Genomic DNA, 25501 nt, shown 5'->3' on the forward strand with positions numbered 1-25501 from the left:
CCCCGAACCTGTGCATGATCACGCGCGGGAAGCGGTGCAGGCCGCGGTGCCGATCGCCGAACCTGTGCATGATCACACCCTGGGTTGGCGCAGGCCGCGGTGCCTATCCCCGAGCCTGCGCATGATCACCACAACACCTACCAACACCTACCAACGCACACGTGGGAGGGGTCAGGCGGCGGGGATCCAGTCCTGCCAGACGATCTTGTTCTGCTCGACCCACTTCTGAGCCGCGGCCTGCGCGCTCAGCTTCCCGACGGCCATGTCGTAGGCCACGGAGTTCTGGTCGTCGTTCGTCCAGACGAAGTTCTTGATCAGTTCGTACGCCTTGCCGCCCTCGGCCGCGAACTTCTTGCTGACGATCTTGTCCAGCAGGTACGGCGGGTAGTCGCACTTGACCTTGTTGGGGTCGGCGTCGCAGCCGATCGCGTACGGCGGAAGGTTGATCTTCACGAGCTTGAGCTGGTTGAACAGCCACTGGGGCTCGTAGAAGTACATGAGCAGCGGCGTCTTGTTCTTGGTCGCCTCCTGCGCGGCCTTGATCAGCGCGTCCTCGCTGCCGGCGTAGACCACCTTGAACGGGAGGTCGAGGTTCTTGATCAGCGCGGCGTCGTTGGTCACGTAACTCTTGTCGCCCGCGAGGAACTGCCCCATATCGCCCGACGCCGCGGTCTGGAACAGGGATTTGTAGTCGGCGAGCTTGTGATAGTCCGTGATGTCCGGATACTGCTTCACCATCCACTCGGGGACGTACCACCCGATGACGCCCTTGTTGCCGTCCTCGCCCGCCGTAAGGGCGACCTTCTTCTCGTCGATGTATTCCTTCTTCAGCTCCGGATGGGCCCAGTTCTCGAGAATGGCGTCGACCTTGCCGTTCTCGAAGCCCTTCCAGGAATCCGCCTCGACGGCCTCCACGCGCTGGACCTTGTAGCCGAGCTCGTGCACGAGCAGGTACTCGACCACGGCCGCGCTCGCCTCGTAGCCGATCCAGGGGTTGATGGCCAGGCGAACCGTCCCGGCGCCCCCGCCCGGGCCTCCCGCGTTGTCGGAACTCCCGCTGCACGCGGTCAACGCCAGCGCGATCGTGAGCACCCCGGCAAGAAGTCGGACCCTCATATTGACCTCATCAGAAGTAGGACGGGCGGCGAACGCGGACGACGAAACCGCGGGCGACACCGGCAGAGTATTTCACAACCGAAAGCGGCGAATCGGCCGCGATCCAAAGGGATCGCGGCCGATTCACTCGATCACTGGGGGATCCAGGCCTGCCACACGGTGGGGTTGGCCTCAACCCACTTCTTGGCGGCGTCCTCGGGGGTCATGCCGTTGTTGGTGATGTCGTCGGCGACCTGGTTCTGGGCGTCGTTCGTCCAGTTGAAGTTCTTGACGAGCTCGTAGGCCGGGCCACCGGTCTCGGAGAACTTCTTGCTCACGATCTTGTCGAGATCGTAGGGCGGGTAGTCACACGCGACCTTCTTGGGGTCGGCGTCGCATCCGTCCGTGTACGGAGGAAGGTTGATCTTCACGAGCTTGAGCTGGTTGAACAGCCACTGCGGCTCGTAGAAGTACATGAGCAGCGGCTTCTGCTGCTGGGTGGCCTGCTGGGCCGCCTTGATGAGGGCAGCCTCGCTACCCGCGTACACGACCTTGTAGTCGAGCTTCAGGTTCTTGACCAGGGCCTCGTCGTTGGTCACGAACGACGGGTCGCCGTCGAGCAGCTGGCCCTTGCCGTCGGACTCGGAGGTCTTGAACAGGTCGGCGTACTTGTTCAGGTTCTTGTAGTCCGTGATGTCCGGGTACTTCTGCACCATCCACTCGGGCACGTACCACCCGATGACACCCTTGTTGCCGGTCGAGCCCGCCTCGACGGCGACGCCCTTCTCCTCGATGTACTTCTTCTTGAGGTCGTCGTGGCCCCAGTTCTCGAGGACGACGTCGACCGAGCCCGACTCCATGCCCTGCCACGAGGGCTCTTCGGCGAGGTTGACCTTCTCGACCTTGTAGTTGAGCTTGTTCTCCAGCAGGTAGTCGACGACCGCCGCGCTGGCCTCGTACCCGACCCAACCGTTGATGGCCATCTTCACGGTGCCCGCCGGAGCCGTGCCCGCGCCCGCGGACGCGTTCGAGCTCGGCGCCGCGCCAGAGGTGTCGTCGACTTTCGCGCCACCACAGCCCGCTGCTGCGAGTCCAAGGACGAGAACACCTGCGACCAGGCGTAACTTGTTCATGCGATCCTCTTCTTTTCGGGGTTCAGGCGCCCGCTGGCGCCTTGCGTGATCCGGTCGAGCATGATTCCGAGCAGGACCAGGGCCACACCGGCGACCAGGCCCTTCCCGTAGTCCTCCTGCTGCGAGATCCCGGCCACGACGTCATATCCGAGGGCCCCCGCGCCTACGAGCGCACCGATCACCACCATCGCCAGGGTCATCACGATGCCCTGGTTGGCGGCGAGGAGCAGCGAGCTCCTGGCCATCGGAAGCTGCACCTTCCACAAGAGCTGTCTGTCGGTCGAGCCGGCCGACCTGGCCGCCTCGAGCACCGTTCCCGGCACCGCCCGCAGGCCGTCCTCGACGAGGCGGGCGACCACGGGCACCGCGTAGATGAACGAGGCGATGATCGCGGTGAACCGCCCGTTGCCGAACAACGCGACGGCGGGAAGCAGATAGGAGAACGACGGCATGGTCTGCGCGGCGTCGAGCACCGGCCGCAGCACGGCGGCGAACCACCGCGACCTGGCCGCGCCGATGCCGAGAAGCGCACCCGCCAGGATCGTGATCACCGCGGCCACCACCACGATCGTCAGCGTCTCCATGCTGTGCTCCCACAGGCTGAGCGCCGCGATCGCGACCAGGCATCCGGCCGCGATCAGGCCGGCGCGCAGTCCGCTGATCCGCCAGGCGAAGGCCAGTACGGCCAGCGTGATCAACCACCACGGCGCGGTGGTCAGCACGTCCTGGAGCGGGTTGAGCAGCCCGTACGCCACGGTGTCGTTGAGGAAGCCGGTGAAGCCGTACCAGTTGCCTTCGATCCAGTTCACGACATCGTTGATCGGGCGGACGATCTGGATCTCCCACTGCTCGGGGAACTCAGGCGCCAGCACCGGCGTGAGCGCCACCCCGGCCACGACCAGCACCGCGAAGCCGGACCAGCTCACGATCCTGGAACGCACGCGCGAGACCGCCGCCGACCGGGTGATGCGGTCGAGCACGATGGCGATGAGGACGATCCCGATGCCCGGCACGAGCGCGGCGCCCACGTTGACCCGGGCGAGCGCCCGGATGAGGTCCACGCCGAGTCCGGGAGCGGCGATCAGCGCGACGAGCGGCACCATCGACAACGCCGCCGCGATCGTCTGGTTCACGCCGAGGGTGATCGTGTTGAGCGCCATCGGGAGCCGCACCTTGCGCATGGTCTGCCAGCGGGTGGCGCCCAGCGACTCCGACGCCTCGACCACCGTGGGCGAGACGCGCTCGATGGCCAGCGCGGTGATCCGGATCGCCGGCGGAATCGCGTAGATCATGGTGGCGATCGTCGCGGAGGCGGGGCCGATGAGGAACAGCAGCACGACCGGCGACAGGTACGAGAACGTCGGCATGATCTGCATGACGTCGAGCACGGGCGACACGATGCGCCGCACCGACGGCGAGCGGCCGGCGAGCACGCCGATCGGGATGCCGATGACCAGCGAGAGCAGCACGGCAGAAAGAGTCAGCGCGAGCGTGTCGACGCTGGCGTCCCACAGGCCGAGCACGCCGATGCCGGCGAACGCGGCGACGGAGACGGCGGCGATCCGCCACCCGCCAGCCAGCCAGCCGAGCCCCGCGGCCACGCCGACGAGCCCAGGCCAGCCGAGAGCGGTCAGCGCCGTCTGGAACAGGGTGAAGAGCTCGGCCACCCCGAGGCGGACGTAGTTGACGAAGAACAGGAAGAACGGGCTGGTGTTGCGGTTCTCGTCGACCCAGTCGCGGGCGTCGTTGACCCAGTGGAACAACGACGCGTCGTCGTCGTGGGGCAGCACGGCGGTGTTCTTGAACACCACGTAGAGCGCCACGACGAGCACGGCCACGGCGGCCGGGAGCCATCGCACGAACCGCTGGGCGCGCGCCGTCACGGGGACGGGCGACGCCATGTCGGCGGGGGCGGCCACCACTACGCCTCCTCGGCCGTCGAGCCCGCGAGGGCCGCGTGCTCGGGGTCGCCGCCGGCTTCGCCGAGGCGGACCGCGCCGAGCAGGTCGACCCGGTCGACCACGCCGACGAGTTCACCGTCGGCGACCACCCGGATCGGCCGGGCGGACGCCATCGCGGCCGGGATCGCGTCGTGGATCACCGTGTCGGCCGGCAGCTCCGGTCCGTCCAGCGGCTCGTCCGTGTCAGGCTGCCGGGAGATCCAGCGCAGCGACAGCACGTGCGATTTGGGAACGTCGCGCACGAAGTCGGCCACGTAGTCGTCGGCGGGTGCACCCACCAGTTCCTCCGGCGTGCCGACCTGCACGATCGAGCCGTTCCGCATGATCGCGATCCGCTCGCCGAGCTTGAGCGCCTCGGACAGGTCGTGGGTGATGAAGACCATCGTCTTGCCCACCTCACGGTGCAGGCGGACGACCTCTGCCTGCATGTCCCGCCTGATCAGCGGGTCGAGCGCGCTGAACGGCTCGTCGAAAAGCAGCACCTCCGGGTCGACGGCGAGCGCCCGGGCCAGGCCCACGCGCTGCTGCATGCCGCCGGAGAGCTGGTCCGGATAGGAGTCCTCGTGCCCCTCCAGCCCGACGAGGGAGAGGATCGCGCGCGCCTTCTCGTGCCGTACGGCCTTCGCCACGCCCTGGATCTCCAGGCCGTAGGCGACGTTGTCGAGGACCCGGCGGTGCGGGAGCAGCCCGAAGTGCTGGAAGACCATGCTGACCCGGTGGCGGCGCAGTTCGCGCAGCTGCGCGGCGGACATGCCCCGCACGTCCTCGCCGCCGATGGCGATGTCGCCGCCCGTCGGCTCGATGAGCCGGGTGAGGCACCGGACGAGCGTGGACTTGCCGCTGCCCGACAACCCCATGACGACGAAGACCTCGCCCGGACGGACCTCGAAGCTGACGTCCCTCACGGCGGCGGTGCATCCGGTCTTGGCCCGGAGCGCGGCGGAGTCGAGCTCCGCGTCGGGGCTACCGATGATCCGGTCGGCCTTGGGGCCGAAGATCTTCCAGAGCCCGCGAACCTCGATCGCGGCAGTGCCCACTCTGTTTCCCCTCACTCGGCTATCGCCCGAGAAGCGGCGTGAACGCCCGGGAACGCCACAGCACGGCGTGGAGATCGTCGCTCGCACGCCGTCGATGAAGAGCTGGGGGTCAACGACTCCTCATTGGGCATATGCACAGGAGTTGCGTGATGCGCAACTCATCGTGTTGAACAGTGATGAGGCTAGGCCCCATCAGCCCCACAGATGGGCGGAAATAACACGATAAGCTCCATATCGTGATCATTCAGTGATCTAGCCGTGGGGGCCTCGAGTATGCGCCCGTCCGAGCACGGGAACCACTGCAGGACAGGGAAAGCTGTCGCCCTGGAGGGGTGCCCGAGGGACCGCCCGACGAAGATCGCTGGTCAATAATTGGGACGCGCGACCACTAAGTGGGACGACACGGCACGCGCCGACGACAACCAGGCGGCCGGTTGAGAACCACACGGCAGCCGCCGCGGGACGGCAGAGCGCAGGCCGGGGGTCGCAGGGCGACCGCTGGAAAGAGAAGAACGCCGAAGAGCACGCACCCGGCTGGGCGCCGGCCGATCAGGTGATCAGGATTCCGCCGTCGACGGGAATGACGGCGCCGGTGATGTAGGAGCCCGCGTCGGAGGCCAGGAAGACGGCGGCGGTCACGAGTTCGACCGGCTCACCCGCCCGGTCCATCAGCACGCGCTGCGCCATCACCCGGTCCAGGTAGCCGGGCGGGTACTGCTCGGTCATCTCCGAGTGGAAGAACCCGGGCTCCAGGCAGTTGACGCGGATGCCTCGCCGGGAGGTCCACTGTTGCGCCAGGTCCCGGGTCAGCCCCGCGACGGCGGCCTTGGACGCGCTGTAGGCCGCCTGCGGCAATCCGGCGGTCGTCTCGCCGAGCACGCTGCCGATGTTGACGATCGCCGATCCTGGCCGCATGACCCGGGCGCACGCCTGCGCCATCCAGTAGGTGCCGTGCAGGTTGACGTCGATCACCTGGCGGAACTGCTCGGGCGTCTCACGGAGAGCCGGCATGGCCGTGCCGACGCCCGCATTGTTGATCAGCACGTCGACCTGGCCGAATTCGGCGACCGCCGCGTCGACGAGAGCCTGGCACTGTTCGGGGACGGCGACGTCGGTGGCGACGGCCAGGCAGCGGCGGCCGGTCTCTTTGACCAGCCGCCGCGTGTTCTCGAGCATGTCGAGCCGGCGCGCCCCGATCACGACGTCGGCGCCCGCCTCGGCGAAGCCGCGGGCGAAGGCCACGCCGAGACCCGACGAGGCCCCGGTGACGATCACGACTCTGCCGTCCAGCCGGAAGCGCTCCAGTACCACGCCGACCTCCTTGGCCCCGGGGGTTTCCCGTCCCCGGGATCGACCGAACGTGATCCTAGAGCAGCGACCGGCGGCGGGTCACAGCCCGTATTCCTTGGCGATGCGCTCGTGCCGCTCGACCTCGACGCCGACTTCGCGGGCCAGGTCGACCCAGGTGATCGGGTGGGTCCATTGCTCGGTGGCGTCGTCGAGGACGGCGTCGAGCTCGGCCGGCTCGACGGTCGGCGGCACCGCGATCCAGCCGAACACTCCGGGCAGGCGCTCGCCGGTCGCCGGGCTGGTGACGCCGTAGGTCTCGTCGCTGTAGACCCACATCGGCCAGCCGCGCTCGGCGAGCACCTCGTTGAACTCGGTCCACTCGTGCTCGGTGGGCGCGACACCGTCGAAGAACCAGCTCGTGAAGCCGCCGGGCCGCAACATCGTGACCCCCGCGAACGGGATGACGAAGTCCTCCTGCGCCTTGGGGTCCTCGGGGATCGGCTCCAGCGGGCTGGGGTCGAAGACGATCACGTCGCCCGCGTTGTACTCCATGCCGCGCGGCTGCGGGACGGCGAGGCGTGCGGTCGCCGGGCCGGTGCGCAGGGACAGCACCTCGCGCCGGCCTCCGTCGGGAGCCGGGAGGACCGCGCGCATGAGGTGCCACTGCTCGTCGATGGGCCCCTCCTTCGTCTGCACCGGGAGGTTCAGCCTGGCGGAGGCGGCGTGAACGGTCGCCCAGTCCTCCGCGGCGGTGGCGACCACGATCAGCCGCCAGATGTCCTCCTCCTCGGCCTCTTCCGAGTCGAGCATCGGCCGCAGGATCTCGGCCGCGGCGGCGCTGTCGCCGAGATGCTGCGTGGCCACCGACCACAGGCGGCGGCCCTCCGCCGTCTCGTGGGCGGCGACCGCCGCCTCGGCCTCCGCGGCCGTCTCCGCCCAGCGCTCGCGGGCACGGTAGAGGCGCGCCAGGGCGAGGTGGGAGCCAGACGCGGGAAGGCGTGCCGCCAGCTGCTCGACGCGGTCGTCCTGCCCCGCCTCGATGAGCAGGCCCGTCAGATAGGCGATGTCCTCCTCGCCCGCGGCGGCGGGATCGCCGTCCTCGGCGATCGCCTTCCAGTAGATGTCGGCACCGACGGAGGCGTACCCGAGGAAGCCGAGCGTGGTCGTGTGGCGGCGGGTGACCTCAAGATCCGGGCCGGAGCGCGGCGCGAGCCAGCCGACCCACCGCTCCGGGTCCGCGCTCTGGCCGTCGGCGGCGTCGAAGAGGGCCACCAGCTCGTCCGGGCCTCCCGGCGGCGGGAGCTCGGCGGCGCCGTCGGCGGCGGCGCGCAGCGCGGCGATCCGCTCGGGCAGGCCCTCGGTGCTCCTGAGGTCGGCCAGCGCCGCCTCCGCCTTGTCGGCCAGCAGCCGGGCCTGCCAGATCCCCTGGCGGGCGACGGCGAGGTGGCCGGCGGCCAGGGCGAGCTCGAACCGCGCCCGGTGGCCGCCCGTCGTCTCGAAGTAGGCGATCCACTGCTGGAGGACGCGGCCGAGCTGCCAGGTGTTGGCGATCGAGCCGCTGCCGGCCAGCAGGCTGACTGCCCGGGACCACTCCACCCAGTCGCGCGGGTGGTCGCCGACGACGTCGAGGTCGGGCAGGGCCTCGAAGGCCCCGTCCATGCGCCCGATCGTGCCCTGGATCAGCGAGGCCAGCAACGCCTCACGGCGGCCCTTCGCCACCGGGTCGTCCGGCTTGAAGCCGGTCGCGGACTGCAGCGCGGTCAGGGCGTCCTCCCCGCGCCCGGCGGCGAGCAGCGCGCGGGCGGCCTCGGCACCGAGCTCCCAGCTCGCCTCCCGGCCCGCCTGCCCCAGCCGCTCGACGGCCGCCTCGGCGTAGGTCACCGCCTCCTCGGGACGTCCGGCGTCCAGCAGAGCGGCGACGTATTGGGTGGTCAGGCCGGAGAAGGCGAGCGAGTCCGGCTCGACCCCGTCCAGGGCGGCACCGAGCGCCGCGAGCCGCTCCTCGGCGTACCCGGGACCGTCGGTGTTCGCCTGCGCGATGGCCAGCACCTCGACGGCCCCCGGCGCGGACGGGCACTCGCGGACGTCGTCTCGCCTGGCGTACTCGACCAGGTCGGCGGCGTCGCCGAGGGCGACTGCGCCGTTGGCCCGGTCGCCGACCCTGCCGAGCAGGTGCCAGTAGCGCACGAACAGCTCCAGCCAGGGCAGGCCGAGCGCCTCCGCCTGCTCGGCGACGGCCGGCGCCACGACGTCCAGCTGCGCGTAGCGCCCCTCGAGGGCCTGCCCGGGCACGTCGCCCAGCGCCATGGCCAGGCCGGTGTTGCCGGCCTCGTGCAGTTCGCGCTGGGTGCCGCCGACCCAGGCCCAGATGTCCACGTCCATGGGCAGTCAGTCTGCCAGGTCGGCAAGCGTGTCCCAAACAGCCTCGAGGGCTGTCACACCTGGGATGTCGCCAAGAAGAACCGGGGATGTCACCGGGGGAAAGCGGTGGCGGCGGCCGCGGTGAGAAGATCGGCGAGCTCGGCTCGCTCCGCCTCGTCAAGCACGCCGAACGCGGGTGCCACGAGGTCGTCGGTGATCTCCTCGGCCCTGGCCCGCCGTTCGACGGCCTCGGCCGACGGCGTGCCGTACGGCTCCGGCCACTCGAGGAAGCGGGCCACGGAGGCGTTGCCGGTCTGCGGGTCCCACGCGCCGGCCCCCTGCGCACCGATGAGGGTGGCCTCGAGGGGGCCGAGACCACACGCGACGACGGCCGTCGTGTGCTGGGCCCCGCGGTGTTCCCGCATGACGTGGAGCATGTGGGCCGCGCGCTCCACGTCGGCCGTCGGGCGCGGCATGGCGCGCCAGCCGGCGAACAGGGGTGCGCAGAAGACGTCCGAACCGTCGGCGACCGCGGCGAGGAGCTCGGCGAGGCGTCCCGCCTCCTCGAATCCGGCCAGCCTGCGCCGCCCCCACTGGTGACAGGCCGAGGCGTACAGGCTCGCCGCCTCGTCGGCCGCCAGCTTCCTGCCGCCCTCCCACCACTCGCGCACGCGGTCGGCGGGGAAGAAGATCGACGCCGCGACCACCACGTCGGGATGGACCTCGCCGAGGACGCCGCACCGCCCGCGGAAGTACATCTCCCTGCTGCTCAGGGCGTAGCGGTCGCAGAGAGTCTTGACCTCCCGCGACATCATGAAGCCACCGCCCAGGGCCCAGATCGCCGCCTTCGTCGCCGCCACCGTGCCGCGCGAGTCCATGCGTCCTCCTTCTCGGTCTACTAAACGAACCGAGCATGAGGCAGCAGAACAACATTCTGCAACCCACCGTGGGGGTGGGGATCAGAGTCCAGCGGAGCGCGGACTAGATGACGGCGGGGAACTCGCCAGAGGCGACGAGGGCGGCGGGGCCGGCCAGATGGCTGGTCCGGTCGTCGAGCGTGACCGTCACCGTTCCACCGAGGACGCGCACGGTCCAGGTGCCCGTGGTCTCCCCGGCCGCGTGCGCCGCGGCCATGGCGGTGGCCACCGCTCCGGTGCCGCACGAGCGGGTCTCGCCGGAGCCCCGCTCGTGGACGCGCATCGAGACCGCGTGGTCGCCGACGCGGTTGAGCAGCTCGATGTTCACGCCCGCGGGGTAGACCTCGCGGTCGTAGCCCGGCTCCCTGGTCAGGTCGAGGCCGGCGATCGGGTCGTCGATGACGCAGGCCAGGTGCGGATTGCCGACGTTCACGTTCAGGCCCTGGTATTCGCGGCCGTTCACCGTCGTGCTGCTCACCCCGAGCACCCGCGGCATGCCCATGTCGACGGAGACGTCGCCCGTCGTGCCGAGCCGCGCCCGTTTGACGCCGGCTCGGGTGGCGACGGCCAGCTCTCCCGCACCGGCCAGCCCCGAGTCGACCAGGTAGCGGGCGAAGACCCTGACCCCGTTGCCGCACATCTCGGCGACGCTGCCGTCCGCGTTGCGGTAGTCCATGAACCACTCGGCCTCGTCCGCCTGGTCGGCCACTTCGGCGCAGAGCTTGGTCCGCACGACGCGCAGCACGCCGTCGGCCCCGATGCCCGCCCGCCGGTCGCACAGCCATCTGACCAGCATCGGACCAAGATCGAGACGGGCGTCGGCATCCGGCAGGATGACGAAGTCGTTCTCGGTGCTGTGCCCCTTCACGAACCGCATGTGAACGAATTCTAGGCGTCCCGCCGGTCTTCTCCGGCGACCGGTCCCGCCTCCGGGTTCACCCGGTGACCAGGGCGAGCGCCCGGGCGGTCAGGTCGGGCGCGTCGTACGGCAGCCACACCACCCGGGGATCGCGGCGGAACCACGACTCCTGCCTTCTGGCGAACCTTCTGGTGGCGCGGACGGTCTCCGCACGGGCCTCCTCCTCGGTCCACTCGCCGTCGAGGAACCGGAGCACCTGGGCGTACCCGAGCGCCCTGCTCGCCGTCCTGCCCTCGGCCAGGCCTTCCGCCGCGAGCGCGCGGACCTCGTCGACCAGGCCCGCATCCCACATGCGGCCGACTCGCAGCTCGATCCGCTCGTCGAGGACCGGCCGCGGCACCTCCACTCCGATCTGCACGCTGTCGTAGACCGCGTCGAACGACGGCATGGTGGCGGAGAACGGGCGGCCGGACAGTTCGATGACCTCCAGAGCCCGGACGATCCTGCGGCCGTTGCTCGGCAGGATGTTCTCCGCGGCGGCCGGGTCGAGACTCTTCAGCCGCTCGTAGAGAGGGGCCGGGCCGGTCAACGACAGCTCCTCCTCGAGCCGGGCGCGGATCGCCGGGTCGGTTCCGGGGAACTCCAGGTCGTCGATGGCCGCCCTGACGTACAGACCCGAGCCGCCGGCCAGGATGGGCGCACGGCCGCGGCCCCGGATCTCCTCGATCAGCGGGCGCGCCAGCGCCTGGTATTCGGCGACGCTGGCCGTCCTGGTCACCGGCCAGATGTCCAGCAGGTGGTGGGACACTCCCATGCGCTCGGCGAGGGAGAGCTTGGCCGTGCCGATGTCCATGCCGCGGTAGAGCTGCATGGAGTCGGTGTTGACGACCTCACCGCCGAGTTCGAGCGCCAGCTCGACCGCCAGGTCCGACTTGCCTGCCGCCGTGGCGCCCACGACGGCGATCACTGGTAGTTGCCCCACACCGACCAGTCTCCCAGCGCCGGGAGTGCTCACAGGTCCCAGTCGAGTGTCGGGGGAAGACGGCCTTCCAGGGTCAGCAGCCAGCGTTTGGACTCCACCCCGTCGCCGCCGCTGAATCCGCCGAGCCGGTTGCCCGCCACGACGCGGTGGCACGGCACGATGATCGGAATCGGGTTGCTGCCCATGATCGATCCGATGCCCCTGGCCGGAACGCCGGTTTCGCTTCTGACCGACAACTCGCCGTAGGTCACGACCTGCCCGTACGGAACCGTCGTGTAGAGCGTGCCGAGGACCCGTCGCTGGAGGTCCGACATGAGCCGCCAGTCGACGGCGACGGCGAACTCCTTGAGCTCACCCTCGAAGTACCTCTCGAGTTCCTGGCGGGCGGCCGCCGTACGGGCGGGGTCGTCGGCGACGGCGAGGCCGACGCGGCCGGCGATGTGCGCCCGGACGTCCGGACCGTCGTTGAAGGACGTGGCCACGACGCCCGTCTCGGTGACGGCCGCGAGCACGTCGCCGAGCTTCGTGGGCACGCTGCCGAACGCAACAGTCTCCGCCATTCCCCCATTCTCCCGGTTCGCCGTCCTGACGGCGACCTGTGACGCCGCGCGATGATGATCAGCCGGTCACGCCGGACGGGCGTCTCGCGGATCGGCGGGATTCGTGGCCGCACCGTCGTCCGTCCGGGTCCGCATCTTCCTGCGACTGCGGGACGCGCGAAGGTTGGCCATGTTCCCGCAGGTGCGGACGTTGTGCCAGACGCCGCTGCCGTTGCGTGAGGTGTCGTAGAAGGCGGACCGGCATCCCGGTTCGCGGCACAACTTGAGCTTGGACCACTCGCCTGTCCGCTGCGCGAGCAGAATCTCCGACCAGACGGCCGATTCCAGCCACGCGGCGCCCGCCCCCGAGGGGACCATCGCCACCCGCCCGGCGTCGTCGGAGACGAGGACCACCTCGGCGCGACGCCTGACGCCCGCCTCTGCGACGGACATGGCGGCGGGCATGGCGGCGGGCATGGCGGCGGGCATGGCGGCGGGCATGGCGGCGGCCCGTTCGTCGGCGGGAACGGACAGCAACTCCGCCACGGTCGCCCTGAGGTTCCGCAGCGTCTCCCAGCCGTCTGGGGAGAGCGCCGTTTCCGGGGCGTCCACCTTCCGGCCGCGGGCCCATTGCCGTGCGGCTCCCCGCAGCCACTCCTCCGCCGACGTGCGGTCGGCGAGCAGATCCGCACCGCCCCCGCGTTCGACGGCGTGCGTGTTGACCAGTTCCTGCACCAGCGTGAGGCCGTCGGGAGCCGTCCTGGCCCCGAACCTCTCAGTCGCCACCCATGACATAGACCAAAGTCTATTTGACTACGTCACTCGGGACGGGCATCGTTGGCTGACAGAGGCAAAATCACATACACCTCTGTCATGAGCGACGGGGTGCTTCGCCGGTTGAAGGAGTGCGAAATGACCACTGCCAGTGGAGCGACCGCCCTGGTCACGGGTGGACAGCGAGGCCTGGGCAAGGAGATCGTGCGGGAACTGCTGGGGGCCGGGGCCTCGAAGGTGTACGTCACCTCCCGCCGGCCCGCGGCCGAGGACGACCCGAGGATCGTCCCGCTCGCGTTCGAACTGGAGGACCGCCGTTCGGCGGCCGCGCTCGCGCGAGTGGCCGGTGACGTCGGCATCGTCGTCAACAACGCCGGGATCATGACCTTCGGGCCGCTCCTCGAGGACGACGACGAGGAGGTCGGCCGCGTCTTCGAGATCGTGGCGTTCGGCCCGTTGCGCGTCGCGAAGGCGTTCGCCCCCGTGCTGGCGGCGAACGGCGGCGGCGCGCTGGTCAACCTCCACTCGCTGACGTCGTGGATCGCCGGGTTCCCCGGCTCCGGCACCTACGGCGCCGCGAAGGCCGCTCTGATCTCGATGACCAACACGCTCCGGGTGGAGCTCGGCGCCCAGGGCACCCAGGTCCTCGGCGTTCAGCTGGGCCTGACCGACACGGACCTGGTCAGGCGGCTGGAGGGACCCAAGAACGATCCGCATGCGGTGGCCGCGGACATCGTCTCGGCCCTCCAGAAGGGGGAGTCAGAGCTGCTCGCGGACGACTTCAGCCGTCACTTCAAGGCCGCGCTCTCCGGCCCGGTCGAAGGCCTGACGGTGTCCGGCTGAGGCGCGCCGCCGGCGCGGGAGCGGTCGGTTCCCGCGCCGGTCTGGAATCGCAGCGTGTTGTGGCTCAGTGGCGCTGCTCGATCTCACCGCGCATCTTCACGAATTCGGCCGCTGTCTGTTCGCCGGACTTGAGGAAGACGAAGATGAACCCGGAGGCCCCGCGGTCAGCCCAGGCGCATATTCCGGCCGGAACCCCGCCCATGACACCGTCGAGGAGGACCAGGGCGATCTTGCCGACGTTCCGCCTAACCCGCCTGACCGCTGACGCATCCGTGCGGGACGTGTGAGGCCGGCGTAATGCGAGGGGACCCCCGAGGGTTTGGCCACCGCAACGGGCACCTGGCCAACTACGCCAAGATCGAGAAGGATTGAGGCTAGGGAATGTAACCGTCCCGTCTTAGATCTTCGAGTTCGACGGAGACAGTCGATGCCTCTCTATCTCCGACCTCAGCAATTCGACGCATTAGCGACGTTGCACGGTCCAGGCATGGCTTATTGAATCTCGCACACAGCGACAACAAATCTATACATTGAAGCCTCTCATCACTCGTTCCCACTTCGGCAATCTGGCCGTATATCGGAAACCCGAGTTCCAGCTCTCGCCGCACACCGTGAACGAGATTAGAGTCCGGCGTATCTACCACTCCTCCTGCAAGCTGAAAGAGTAGATAGAGAATTTCACGCCTGGAGCTTGGAGTCGCGGACAACAACCCTTGGACCAAACAGGCCGAGACAGCCTCTGCACCGACTCTCATTGGTCCGTTTACCGGTACGACAGCCTCCTCGATCAGAAAAAAGAGCTCACGCACACGATCAGGATCGCGAGCGGAGATGAACTCCATAATCCGCTCCGAGAGAGCTATTCCGCCCTCACCGAGATCTGTCCACTTGTGGCGATCCATCTCCCATTTCATTTGCGTCGCCACCTAGTACTGGACCTGATCAGGAGCAGCCACGAACGTGCCCTTCTGCGGGAGAGTAATCAACGCGGGCCTGTCCGTCTCATGCTCAGCTGGTAAGCCATTGCGTCATGCGCCATTCCCCATGGCTTTGGGGATCATCCGGAGTCCCCGTGATTCCCCCTCATGACCGGCATGGATGTGGCACGGGGCCGTGTGGATGGACGGCTCATCGCGCGGACGGCACCGTCTCGAAGGTGGCATGCTCCTACTCGTCTGGCCTGGTGCGCCCCGTGGGCGGCACCCTCTGAATCAGATGCCGATTTTCTGCATCCGGGTCACATTGAGGCGGTCTCGGTTGTGATGATGTCGACATAACCGGCGGGAAGCGTCATCCCGCGCGACAGCATCCAGTGGATGCGACCAGCTCCGGTCAGTGCGAGCGTCACCCGGTAGCCCAGCTCGACGTCGCCGGCATCGAAGCAGCCGGCCAACCCGTCAAGATAGTCGGCGAGATGGCGGCCGAGCGTGGTCAGCGTCAGTGATGCAAGATCGGCGCCCACCGGGCCCACCCCGAACGTCGCCCAGTCCAGCACCACGGTGTCGGCACCGTCGTCGGCAGCGATGAGGTTGCCACTGGAGAAGTCGCCATGCACGAGCACTCGAGGTACCCCGTCCAGCCGCTTCAGCAGCTCCCGGCGTCGTTGCCACAATGCCGGGATGTGCGGATGCACGTCCATGCCGGTCCAGTCCAGCTCACTGACCGCGATCCGCTGGGCGAGCTGGTGCCCTGTCAGCCACGGTACGTCTGGCACAGGGGAATTGGCCTGCCAGCGGCCCAGCTGGTGCGCAGCCACGTGTGGCGATTGTGGTGTGGTGCCGACGTCGGCGAGATAGATGATGTCGTCGATGACGCCGTAGCAGCGTGCGGAGGCCAGACCGGGTCCCTCTGGTAGCAGTCCGCTGGCGTAGGCGAGAGATTCCCGCCGCCAGTAGGCCCAGTGCCGGGGATCGGCGGCACCGGCGGAGTGGCGTCCAGCGGTCACTGGTCGGCAGGCTTTGCGGATCACGGTGAAGGCGACCTGGTCGTGATCGAGCTGTGCCAGGCCCGACAACCTGGTCACGGCGCCGGTGGCGGCCCCGGAACTGCCGGTGATCGGTTCACTGCAGCACCACACGAGCGAGCCTCCGGGGTGCTCCAGCACCGCATCCAGCACTGCTTGGGGAATGTGATCCTTCACTCACGGCACGGTAGGCCACCAACTCGCTTGCGTGCCTTGTATTTTCTGCGTGGCAGGCGGGGAGGTTTTGGAGTCTTTCAACATCATGCCGGGTAACCTGGGGAAACGGTGACCTGCCCGTATGCCGGTCGAGCGACCGTGAGTCCCCGCTGCTTGCCGACCGTACGGGCACGCAGCGGGCACGCCGGCAATCCATCCGTTGGCCGGGGTGTGCCCGCATGTGGTGTTCCGGTTACCGTCGTGACTAGGTTCGCAGCGGGGTGGGGCGTAATCCTGTTTTGACGGACATTTGAGATCAAATATTGGCTATAACGACGATGTCGAATGATGAAGAGCGCAAGGAGGATGAATCCAGGCAAAAGCCTTGCATTCGCGAACGTGCGACGGCTTTCCTCCCGAAGGTGACGTCAAGAAGACGGAGAACCCCGCCCCGCAGGTCTCCCTCGGGCCCCGCGCTTGACACGGCTGACGCATGGGTGATTTATGGATTTATGGGGCACTCAACCCATGCTGACCGCGAAGCTGTCGACAGGTCCAATTTCTGCCGATCATCGTGGCCTGGTTGGCGTGGCCGCGCCCGGGAGTGGAAGCTTGTCGTCGGATTGCTGCAGGCGGCCAAGGTAGGCCGGGGCGGGGTCCTACTGGTTGAAGGCCGGTCTGGCGTCGGAAAGAGTCGCCTGCTCGGCATAACCGCCACCGCGGCCGCGAGGGCGGGGTTGGGAGTCGCCCGGGGCGAGGCGGACGAACTGACCCAGCTGATACCACTGGCCCCGCTGACATCGGCGCTCGGGAAATCGGGCCGCGCGCCTCCCGCGGGCGGTCACATGAACCTCCGCGGTCCGGCCGATCAGCGACTGCTGCTGGTGGAACAACTGCAGGGACCGCTGGAGCAGCGGGTGGCTCAGGAACCGATGCTCCTCGCGTTGGATGACCTGCACTGGGCCGATCCGATAACTTTGCTGGCGCTGCGGTCGATGACCAGAGATCTCGCCTCCTATCCGCTCGTCTGGATGCTGGCCCGCACCAGCGGCAGCGGCGACTGTCCCCGCCTCGACTGTCTGTTCGACGTGCTGGAACGTGATGGCGCGATCCGGATCACGTTGGAGGCGCTGGACGAGCGAGCAGTGGCGGACGTCGTCACCGACGTCCTCGGGGCAGCGCCCGAGCCGGACGTGCTGGCCCTGGCCGGCATAGCGGACGGCAATCCCTTCCTGCTCGTCGATCTTCTTGAGAAGCTCAAGAGCGAGGGCGTCTTCCAGATCGCCGATGGTCACGCGCGGATGGCGGCATGCCTGCCGCATGCTCAGGCGGTGACGCAGGAACGCCTGCAGGAGTTGTCCGCACGGACCAGGTATCTGCTTCAGTGCGCCGCAATCTTAGGCCGTTCGTTCTCGGTGAAGGATCTGGCCGAAATGCTCGGCCAAACGACCAATGGTCTGCTGCCGATGCTGGAGGAGGCGACGTCGGCGGGCATCATCGAACCCGCCGGGGAGGAGCTCACCTTCCGGCATGATCTGCTGTGGCAGGCGGTGATCGGGACCATCCCCATTCCCGTACGCCGGTCCCTACACCACGACGCAGCAGAGATGCTGCTCAAACGCGGCGGGTCGGCTGTTCCCGCCGCCACGCACCTGATTCACGGTGCCGGCCGTGGTGATACGTCCGCACTGCTCGGACTGGACCAGGCGGCGCGGGAGGTGCTGCGGTCCTCACCTCAGACCGCCGCCGACCTCGCCCTGCGGGCGCTTGAACTCAGCGGCTCCGCCGACCCTGGCTGGTTCGGTCGCGCCGCCACAGCGGTCGACGCCCTGACGGTGATCGGACGGCTGTCCGAGGCAGCCGAACTTGCCCGTGCCGCACTCGGCAGGGCCCCGCCCCTGCACGGCCCTCGCCTGCGATGCGCGCTGGCGCACATCCTGCTCCTGAGCGGCCGACCGGCGGATGCGGTATCCGAGGCAGAAAGCCTGCTCGCCCAGCAGGACATCCCAGATGACCTTCGCGGCATCGCCGAATGGACGATGTTCTGGGGGCTTACCTGCCTGAACGACTTCCGGAAAGGACGGCACCGGGCGGAAGCCGTTCTGGCCGACCGCGAGCGGCACGCCGATGCCGCCGTCGTCGGAGCTCTCCTGCTGCTCGCTCGGTTCGCGATGGTCGATGGGCGGATCGCCGACTCGTTCGCGCATCTACGCGAAGCCTTGCACATCACCGACCGCGGCACCGTCGAAGCCATCCAGCGCCCGTATACGCGCCTGATACTGAGCCTCCACTACAGAGCCATGCGTGAGTTCGATGCGGCCGACATCGCTATCCAGGCCGCCGAGGAGGAAATCAACGACCTCGGGCTGACCGTGCTCGCCGCACAACCCGCACTGTTCCGCTCCGTGCTGAATCTGGGCGTCGGTCGACTTGATGACGCCGCCGCCGAGGCCCAGGCCGGGAAAATGATCGCCGAGGAGCTGGGCACGCACGGGTTCATCCGCGTCGGGCTGTCCATGCTCGCTGTCGTTGCCCTGCGGCGGGGTGACCTCGACGCCGCGGTCGGGCACATCGAGCGATGCCAGTCCATCCCCGCCGCGCCCGAGATGTTGTTCGGATCGGTGTGGGAACGGTGGGTGATGGCGGCGGTGGCCGACGCCCAGGGTGACACCGGGCGGGCGATCGAGATACTCCACGCCATTTACACCGACGAGGAGGAGCGGCGCTGGGCACTCCTCACGACGCCTCTCACGGCCGCCTGGATGACTCGGCTGGCGCTGGCCGCGGCGAACCGTCCGTATGCGCAGGCCATCGTTGACACGGCCGAGTACCTGGCCCGAAACAACCCGGACTTCCCCGTCTTCGCCATCACGTTCGCCCACGCCCGCGGCATTTTCCACCAGGACCCCGACGCGTTGGCCGCCGCCGCCGATCAGCCTGAGCCGTGGGCACGCGCCTTGGTCGCCGAAGACCTCGGCGTCTTGTGGGCCACCACGTCCGGCGCCGATGCCTCGGCGAAGGCCGTCGACAGCCTGGATGAGGCGCTCGACGGTTATGAGCGCATCGGTGCGCTCTGGGACGTGGCCCGGGTGCGAGCCCGGCTGCGGGCGCTGGGTGTGCGGCGCCGCCACTGGACTCAATCCCAGCGGCCGACCTTCGGATGGGACAGCCTTACCGACACAGAACGCGCGGTGGCCGGCTTGATCGCCAGAGGGATGACCAACCGCCAGGCCGCCGAGCGGATGTTCCTCTCGCACCACACGGTGTCCACCCACCTTCGCCGGATGTTCAGCAAACTCGACATCGCATCCCGTACCGAGCTGGCCTGCATCGTCACCGAAGAATGCCCTGAGCTCATCAAAGGCGCAGAGGCGTAGGGCGGCGAAGGCAGATGAGGCTGCAGGCCAGTCGAGCAGGCCATTGATGGAGGCGGCGCCTCGTTACCTCTTGCCGAACAGGCGCGGCTCCGAACATTGGAGCGCGATCGCGCCATCGCCGACGCGGCCGAAGTGGTGAACTTCCTCGCCGGTCCGGGCCGCTGAATCAAGGGGCAGGTAATCCATGTCAACGGCGGCGCCATCTGACGACGCGAGTGGATCATGGCCGGGGACGCCGGCGGACCTTGATGGTGCGCATGTCGGTCACCGCGACGCGCAGCACGTCGTACGGCTGACCGTAGGCGTCGAGTGCCGCGAGGGCCCGCCGGGTGGCGTCTTGCTCGCCATCGTCGGGCTGGGCCGGCACCTGGCAGCGGAAGGTGAACGCAGACAGGGTGCCGTCGTGGGTGAAGGCGCCCTGCTCGCTGAAGGCGAGCCCGGACGCGGCGAGCACGGAGGCGCGGCCGGACTCGCCGAGATCGCCGAACCGGCCGGAGATGATCACTCTGAACACCGTGGTTCCTCTCGGACGGCATAGGTGAGGATGTGGCCGCCGAGCAGGTCCTCGGCGGCGTCGACGATGTCGAGGACGGCCGCGGCGATGGTGCCGGGGTCCTCGCCGGTGGCCGTACGCCTGCCGATCTCGGTGTAGACGAGTTCGTGCAGGGCGCCGACCTGGCAGGCCACCACGCAGGGCAGCGGGTCGGCGGGGGCGGCGCCGGTCTCCTCCGCGAGGACGGCGGCGAGCGCGTCGGTCATCTGCCGGCCGAGGTCCTCAAGCCGGGCGGTCAGCGTGGGTGCTGCTCGCATCATCTCGAAGACGCGGCCGAACTCGTCGGACAGGCCGAGCCTTCGGTCGCGGCGGCGCACCTCCTCGCGCAGGGTTCGCAGCACGGCCGGTACGGCGGCTTCGCCGGGCCCGCGGTCGCGCACCATGTCGGCGAGCCGTTGCGGGGACGCCTGGTCGGGCGGTAGGACGAGGTTCTCCTTGGTCTCGAAGTAGTTGTAGACGGTGTTGGCCGAGACCCCGGCCGCGGCGGCGACCTCGGTGATCGTGACGTGCTCGAAGCCTCGCTCGACGAACAGCCCGATGGCCGTATCCGAGATGTGTCGCCGTGTCTCGCGTTTCTTGCGTTCACGCAGCCCTTCGGTCATGCCGAAGACTTTAACTGAACTCTATATTTAGAGTCGACTGCATTATTTGGCGCGAGATCGAATCGTCAGTCCTCTGGTGCCGCACCAGGAAGCTCCCCATCCGTCGGCCTCCCCGATAGCTGCCGGATTCGCGACTGCCGCCCGGGTTCTGTCAACTGGTGCTTCACGTGTCCATGTTCCCGGTGACCTTCCACGCGCGCTGGTCGTCCTACCTGCACAGCGCCGGTTGACAGGTTCCTGACGGCTGTTCTGCTCAGCCCGACGACCTGTAAGCGGACTTGTACTGTCGCCTGGCGGCCCTTCCTCTCGTCCGCGCCGGCCGTCCGGCGTTCTTTGCGCGCTGTCCGCCGGGAGCGCCAGCGGGAGACGGCGGCGTGCCCCGTGACGGCGGCGCGTGCGTCCCGCTCAGGGCCGTCCTGGCCTTGGGCCTCGTCCCCCGACGGCCGCACCAGAGGGCGGCGGCTTTGAGTGAACGACCGGCACCCCGCAGGCGGTAGTTTGACCCGCATGACGCGCGAGCTCGTGGTGCTCGGGACGGCGAGCGCCGTGCCCACGCGGCATCGAAACCACAACGGATACCTGCTCATGTGGGACGGCCAGGGCTTCCTGTTCGACCCCGGCGAGGGCACCCAGCGGCAGATGACGATGGCGGGGGTCAGCGCGCACGACGTGACGTGGATCTGCGTCACGCACTTCCACGGAGACCACTGCCTGGGCGTGCCCGGCATCGTGCAGCGCATCGCGCGCGACAAGGTGGGCCATGCCGTACAGGCGGCCTATCCCGCGAGCGGCGAGGAGTACTGGGGGCGGCTGCGCCATGCCGCCGCGTTCGCCGACACGTCCGTGATCACTCCGCGGCCGGTCGCCGGTGACGTCGTCCGGCTGCCGGCGGGACCCGTGACCCTCACCGGACGGCCCCTCTCCCATCCCGTCGAGTCGTACGGCTACCGCGTCGACGAGCCCGACGGCCGGCGGATGTTGCCCGCCGAACTGGCCCGGCGCGGGATCGCCGGACCCCTGATCGGCGAGTTGCAGCGCGAGGGCTCGGTGACGCTGGACGACGGCTCGGTCGTGTCGCTTGAGGACTGCAGCGTGCCGAGGCCGGGGCAGAGCGCGGCCTTCGTCATGGACACCCGCCTCTGCGACGGCGTGTACGCGCTGGCCGAGGGGGTCGACCTCCTGGTGATCGAGTCGACCTTCCTGTCGGAGGAGGCGGCGCTGGCGGCCGAGTACGGCCACCTGACGGCGGCCCAGGCCGGCCAGGTCGCGCAGGCCTGCGGAGTGCGGCGCCTCGTGCTGACCCACTTCTCCGAGCGATACTCGTTCGCCGACGAGCCGCGCTTCGTCGGGGAGGCCGCCAAGGAGTTCGCAGGCGAGATCGTCGCCGCTCGCGACCTGTCGCGGGTTCCGGTGCCGCGCCGGCGTCCCTGACCTCAGGCGCGCGACGTGGACATGGCCGTGGCGGCGGCCGTGTCCTGGGGCCCGGCGGTGGACGAGTTCACGGACCGGTAGCGCGACGGCGGAATGCCGTACCGGTCCACGAACGCCTGGCGCAGGGTCTCCGCCGTGCCGAAACCGCAGCGCGCCGCCACAACGGCCACGGGCAGCGACGTGGAGGCCAGCAGGTTCGCCGCGGCCTCAATGCGCGCCTGCCGTACGAACCGGCCCGGTGTCCGTCCCACGTGCCGCAGGAACAGCCGGGTCAGATGCCGTTCGCTCACCCCGGCGGCGGCCGCCAACGTCATCGTGGTCAGGTCCGCCGACGGATCGCGCATTATGCGGTCGACGATCCTCCTGACCAGGCCGTCCGCGACCGGCGGCGCGGTCGTGAACATGCTCATCTGGGCCTGGTTGCCGGGCCGCTGCATGTAGGTCACCAGGATCCTGGCCACCCTGCGCGCCAGTTCGGGGCCGTGGTCTTCCTCGATGAGGGCGAGCGTGAGGTCCAGCGCGCTGGTGACCCCCGCCGACGTGATCGTGTCCCCGTCCCTGATGAAGATCGGGCCCGGATCGAAGACGACATCCGGATTGCGCGCGGCGAACGTGTCCGCCCACTGCCAATGAGTCGTGGCCCGCCGGCCGTCGAGCAGCCCCGCGGCCGCCAGGATGCCCGCTCCGGTGCACACCGACGCCGTACGGCGGCTCTCCCGCGCGAGACGCCTGACATGACCGAGGATCGACCGGTCGCGGGCCGCGCCCTCGTGCCCGATGCCGCCGACCACGACGAGCGTGTCAAGGGGGCCGATGACCCGTTCCAGCGGCTCCTGCGCGTGGAGCGTCAGTCCCGTGCCGCAGGTGATGGGGCGGCCTCCCGGGGCGGCCAGTCGCACGATGTAGCAGGGCGACGCGCCCTCGGCGTTCGCCACCTGGAGCGCCGTGGTCACACATGCGATGTCGAGCAACTCCGCCGCGTCGTACCCGATGACGACGACCCGCCGTTCCGTCATGGCGCGACAGTATGTCGCAAAGACAGGGAGCCCAAGTATTCGGACCGGCACATCCACCTTTCTTGGCCACCGGCCGGCGGGGAAACATCGTTGGGGCATGGCTTCGACGACATCGGACACCCGCTCCCGCCGGCTGCGATTCATCCGGCACTACATCGAGATGATCATCGCCATGTTCGCCGGGATGATCCTCCTCGGAATGCTCCGGCACGCCGCCGGGCTCGGGTTCTCACACGAACGGGATCCCGAGCTCGCCTACCTGCTCATGGCGTTCGACATGTCCGTGGGCATGGCCGCGTGGATGCGGTTTCGCGGGCATGGCTGGGCGCCGACCCTGGAGATGTGCGGCGCCATGTTCGCTCCCGCGCTGCCGCTCTTCCCACTGTTGTGGCTGGACATCGTCGACGGCGAGTCGCTGATGGTCCTCGCGCACGTGGCGATGTTCCCGCTCATGCTCGTCGCGATGTTGTGGCGCCGCGACGAGTACACCGGGCACGTGCACTGACCTGTGACGTCCTCACGACGGCGTTGGCTCGAAGGTCCACCTGGCGACGAAGTAGCCGACGCCGTACGGGGCGTCGTCGTAGAGCGAACCGCTGGCGCACCTGCCGGCCGCTTCGGCCGCGGCGGCCGCCAGAACCTGGAACGCCACCCTGCCCCCGACCCACAGTTCGTCGGCCTCCGCCGGGTCCAGGCCGGCGAGCAGGCCGGCCTCCCCCGCCGCGATCGCCCTGCCGATCATGTCGTTGTACGGCACGGCACCAGGATGCAGATAGCCGGGGGACTTCTCGGTGAGCCTGGCGGAGCCGTCCCCCATGGCCAGGATCGCGACCCGGCCGGCGGACCGGGCGATCTCCTCTCCGAGCGCGGCGCAGCCGGCGGGAGCAGCGTCCGCCGCGACGGCCTCCAGGCGCAGCGCGGGCAGTGCATCGGGGTCCGGGGCGTATCGGTCGAGCAGCCATCGGCCGACGGTCAGCGAGAGCGGGAGGACGGGCTCGCCTCGACCGGCGCGTACGTCGGCCCCCCAGGGCCTCATGGTCCCCGCCGCGTCGCCCGGGTAGTCGGCGGACCGCTCGGCGGGCCCCACGACCACGAGCAGATCGGGATCGCACTCGACGAGGGAGCGAATCACTTCCGCACAAGCGGCACGGAGATCGTCGAGCTCGGACGCCGCGGCCCCGGCAAGCTCCGGCACGATCAGCGGAGGATGCGGGCAGACACCCGCTGCGACCAGCACCCGCCCAGCCTACCCACCCCCCTTGACGTGATCACGCACAAGCCCGGGGGTGATCACACACGAACCTGGAGGTGATCATGCACAGGCTCGTAGACCCCCTGGGGTGATCATGCACAGGCTCGTAGAACCCCTGGGGTGATCATGCACAGGCTCGGGCAAGCAGCCGCCGACCTGCGCATCCACCGCGCGTGATCATGCACGAGTTCGTCCATCGCCGCATCCACCTGTGACGACACCATGCGTGATCATGCGCAGGTTCGACCACAGGGTGGACCACCTGCGGTTTCGCCGCCCGTGATCATGCACGCGCATGATCACGGGCGCCATACGCGCACGTCGGCGGGCATGTGCGCGAATCCGTGCATGATCACGAACGTTGTACCCGCAGGCGAGCGGGCGTTTCCCCGAATTCGTGCATGATCACGAACGTTGTGCGCGCAGGCGAGCGGGTAGTGCTCCGAATTCGTGCATGATCACGCGCAGGGGTTGGTGGAGGCCACGGGGGCTGCCGGCGAACCTGTGCATGATCACCACAAGGCTTGTGCGTGATCACCACGAGGCTTGTGCATGATCACCACAAGGCTGCGGTGAGGGTGGTCGGTGTTGGAAATTCGGGGGCGCGGGTGGAGATGGACCAGCAGACTGGAGGAGATAACGAAACAGTCGCGAAATCATAACGGAAGAATTACGACATTGTCGAACTTTTCTCCCCCGCCTCATCCCGGGCCTCCCCAACGAGCTCGTACAGCTCTCGCCCTGGCGGGTGTCATAACGATCATCGGCCTCGCCGGCCTCGGCATCGTTCTTGCCCTGTCGTCGAACGCCGGGGTCGTCCGCGGATCGACGACGCCGTCGGCCGCACCCGCGTCCTTCGTCGTCCAGGCGCCGACCACGCCACCGGAGACCCCGGCGACCCGGGAGACCCCGGAGTACCCGGAGGTGCCGTGGGCGCCCGGCGTGATCGCCGGGATGGCTCCCGGCGCACAGGACATCGGCGAAGCGCCGCCCGGCGCGGCCTCCCCCGCACACCCCTCGAAGCAGCGGGACGACCTTGGAAAGCAGCCGCGACAGCGGGGCTCCGGCCATCCAGGGCACGCCGACCGGACACCCGTCGCGGTGGTTCCCCCGCACACGCCCGGCGAGAGGCCCGCCCGGCCGGCTCCCGCGGCCCCGGCCGCGCCCGGCGCTGGAGCGCCTCCAGGAGTGGCCCGGGGAGTGGCCCAGGCGCCACCCGCCGCGAGATCGTCAGCACCCCAGCCCGGGCCGAATGCCGAAGCGCCTCAGCCCCGGCCGAGCTCGGCCCCATCCGGACCCGCTTCCGCCGCGCGTCAGCCGAAAGCACCCCAACCCGCAGGACCTCAGCCCGGAGCACCAC

22 protein-coding genes are annotated in these 25501 nt (G+C 69.0%); 5 read left to right on the forward strand and 17 right to left on the reverse strand.

From position 1 onward, the window contains the following. Nucleotides 1-171: 171 nt before the first annotated feature. The 11 genes from Pka01_RS11485 to Pka01_RS11535 form a co-directional block, all read right to left on the reverse strand. A complete protein-coding gene (locus tag Pka01_RS11485) occupies nucleotides 172-1116 on the reverse strand; it encodes an ABC transporter substrate-binding protein (protein ID WP_203882662.1) in 945 nt (314 codons plus the stop codon). Between the two features lie 131 nt (nucleotides 1117-1247). Beyond that, complete coding sequence (locus tag Pka01_RS11490; RefSeq protein WP_203882663.1) at nucleotides 1248-2228, reverse strand: ABC transporter substrate-binding protein; 981 nt, start codon at nucleotides 2226-2228, stop codon at nucleotides 1248-1250. Continuing rightward, complete coding sequence (locus tag Pka01_RS11495; protein ID WP_239114903.1) at nucleotides 2225-4147, reverse strand: ABC transporter permease; 1923 nt, start codon at nucleotides 4145-4147, stop codon at nucleotides 2225-2227. The genes Pka01_RS11490 and Pka01_RS11495 overlap by 4 nt, the downstream gene beginning before the upstream one ends. Before the next feature lie 2 nt (nucleotides 4148-4149). Continuing rightward, the gene (locus Pka01_RS11500; RefSeq protein WP_239114904.1) at nucleotides 4150-5226 is read right to left on the reverse strand and encodes a quaternary amine ABC transporter ATP-binding protein; all 1077 of its coding nucleotides are present in this window, start codon (nucleotides 5224-5226) and stop codon (nucleotides 4150-4152) included. A gap of 549 nt (nucleotides 5227-5775) precedes the next feature. Next, a complete protein-coding gene (locus tag Pka01_RS11505; protein ID WP_203882664.1) occupies nucleotides 5776-6537 on the reverse strand; it encodes an SDR family NAD(P)-dependent oxidoreductase in 762 nt (253 codons plus the stop codon). 78 nt (nucleotides 6538-6615) lie between these two features. Further along, nucleotides 6616-8898, reverse strand: a complete 2283-nt coding sequence (locus Pka01_RS11510) for a tetratricopeptide repeat protein (RefSeq protein ID WP_203882665.1) — start codon at nucleotides 8896-8898, stop codon at nucleotides 6616-6618. Nucleotides 8899-8987: 89 nt separating this feature from the next. After that, the gene (locus Pka01_RS11515) at nucleotides 8988-9755 is read right to left on the reverse strand and encodes an SCO6745 family protein (protein ID WP_239114905.1); all 768 of its coding nucleotides are present in this window, start codon (nucleotides 9753-9755) and stop codon (nucleotides 8988-8990) included. Nucleotides 9756-9858: 103 nt separating this feature from the next. Further along, nucleotides 9859-10671 (reverse strand): diaminopimelate epimerase, encoded by an 813-nt coding sequence (gene dapF, locus Pka01_RS11520; protein ID WP_203882666.1) that lies wholly within the window; start codon nucleotides 10669-10671, stop codon nucleotides 9859-9861. 58 nt (nucleotides 10672-10729) lie between these two features. Beyond that, complete coding sequence (miaA, locus tag Pka01_RS11525) at nucleotides 10730-11635, reverse strand: tRNA (adenosine(37)-N6)-dimethylallyltransferase MiaA (RefSeq protein ID WP_239114906.1); 906 nt, start codon at nucleotides 11633-11635, stop codon at nucleotides 10730-10732. Between the two features lie 29 nt (nucleotides 11636-11664). Further along, nucleotides 11665-12195, reverse strand: a complete 531-nt coding sequence (locus Pka01_RS11530) for a methylated-DNA--[protein]-cysteine S-methyltransferase (RefSeq protein ID WP_203882667.1) — start codon at nucleotides 12193-12195, stop codon at nucleotides 11665-11667. Between the two features lie 66 nt (nucleotides 12196-12261). Beyond that, complete coding sequence (locus Pka01_RS11535; protein ID WP_203882668.1) at nucleotides 12262-12969, reverse strand: CGNR zinc finger domain-containing protein; 708 nt, start codon at nucleotides 12967-12969, stop codon at nucleotides 12262-12264. A 117-nt stretch (nucleotides 12970-13086) separates the two neighbouring features. On the opposite strand from Pka01_RS11535, the gene Pka01_RS11540 reads away from it, so the two are divergent. Together Pka01_RS11540 and Pka01_RS11545 are read left to right on the forward strand one after the other, a co-directional pair. Continuing rightward, nucleotides 13087-13791, forward strand: coding sequence for an SDR family oxidoreductase (locus tag Pka01_RS11540; RefSeq protein ID WP_203882669.1), 705 nt, complete (start codon nucleotides 13087-13089; stop codon nucleotides 13789-13791). 67 nt (nucleotides 13792-13858) lie between these two features. Continuing rightward, nucleotides 13859-14056: a hypothetical protein gene (locus tag Pka01_RS11545; RefSeq protein WP_203882670.1), complete on the forward strand. Its 198-nt coding sequence runs from the start codon at nucleotides 13859-13861 to the stop codon at nucleotides 14054-14056. Between the two features lie 109 nt (nucleotides 14057-14165). On the opposite strand, the gene Pka01_RS11550 is transcribed toward Pka01_RS11545, so the two are convergent. Together Pka01_RS11550 and Pka01_RS11555 are read right to left on the reverse strand one after the other, a co-directional pair. Continuing rightward, complete coding sequence (locus tag Pka01_RS11550; protein ID WP_203882671.1) at nucleotides 14166-14705, reverse strand: hypothetical protein; 540 nt, start codon at nucleotides 14703-14705, stop codon at nucleotides 14166-14168. Between the two features lie 323 nt (nucleotides 14706-15028). Further along, nucleotides 15029-15931 carry an aminoglycoside phosphotransferase family protein gene (locus Pka01_RS11555; RefSeq protein ID WP_203882672.1) on the reverse strand — a complete coding sequence of 301 codons (903 nt, stop codon included), beginning with the start codon at nucleotides 15929-15931 and terminating at the stop codon, nucleotides 15029-15031. A gap of 491 nt (nucleotides 15932-16422) precedes the next feature. On the opposite strand from Pka01_RS11555, the gene Pka01_RS11560 reads away from it, so the two are divergent. Beyond that, nucleotides 16423-19287 carry a helix-turn-helix transcriptional regulator gene (locus Pka01_RS11560; protein ID WP_239114907.1) on the forward strand — a complete coding sequence of 955 codons (2865 nt, stop codon included), beginning with the start codon at nucleotides 16423-16425 and terminating at the stop codon, nucleotides 19285-19287. Between the two features lie 220 nt (nucleotides 19288-19507). Here Pka01_RS11560 and Pka01_RS11565 read toward each other — a convergent pair whose 3' ends face one another. Then, nucleotides 19508-19801 carry a DUF6204 family protein gene (locus Pka01_RS11565; RefSeq protein WP_239114908.1) on the reverse strand — a complete coding sequence of 98 codons (294 nt, stop codon included), beginning with the start codon at nucleotides 19799-19801 and terminating at the stop codon, nucleotides 19508-19510. Continuing rightward, nucleotides 19789-20442, reverse strand: a complete 654-nt coding sequence (locus tag Pka01_RS11570; RefSeq protein WP_203882674.1) for a TetR/AcrR family transcriptional regulator — start codon at nucleotides 20440-20442, stop codon at nucleotides 19789-19791. Before Pka01_RS11570 ends, Pka01_RS11565 begins: the two co-directional genes overlap by 13 nt. Nucleotides 20443-20949: 507 nt before the next feature. Here Pka01_RS11570 and Pka01_RS11575 point away from each other — a divergent pair. Then, nucleotides 20950-21873, forward strand: a complete 924-nt coding sequence (locus tag Pka01_RS11575) for a ribonuclease Z (protein ID WP_203882675.1) — start codon at nucleotides 20950-20952, stop codon at nucleotides 21871-21873. Between the two features lie 2 nt (nucleotides 21874-21875). On the opposite strand, the gene Pka01_RS11580 is transcribed toward Pka01_RS11575, so the two are convergent. Further along, nucleotides 21876-22889: a GlxA family transcriptional regulator gene (locus Pka01_RS11580; protein ID WP_203882676.1), complete on the reverse strand. Its 1014-nt coding sequence runs from the start codon at nucleotides 22887-22889 to the stop codon at nucleotides 21876-21878. 97 nt (nucleotides 22890-22986) lie between these two features. On the opposite strand from Pka01_RS11580, the gene Pka01_RS11585 reads away from it, so the two are divergent. After that, complete coding sequence (locus Pka01_RS11585) at nucleotides 22987-23394, forward strand: hypothetical protein (protein WP_203882677.1); 408 nt, start codon at nucleotides 22987-22989, stop codon at nucleotides 23392-23394. A 12-nt stretch (nucleotides 23395-23406) separates the two neighbouring features. Here the strand turns inward: Pka01_RS11585 and Pka01_RS11590 are convergent, their stop codons facing one another. Next, complete coding sequence (locus Pka01_RS11590) at nucleotides 23407-24126, reverse strand: class III extradiol dioxygenase subunit B-like domain-containing protein (protein ID WP_203882678.1); 720 nt, start codon at nucleotides 24124-24126, stop codon at nucleotides 23407-23409. Between the last annotated feature and the right edge of the window lie 1375 nt (nucleotides 24127-25501).

The organism is Planotetraspora kaengkrachanensis (genome assembly GCF_016862895.1).
Lineage (GTDB): Bacteria > Actinomycetota > Actinomycetes > Streptosporangiales > Streptosporangiaceae > Planotetraspora > Planotetraspora kaengkrachanensis.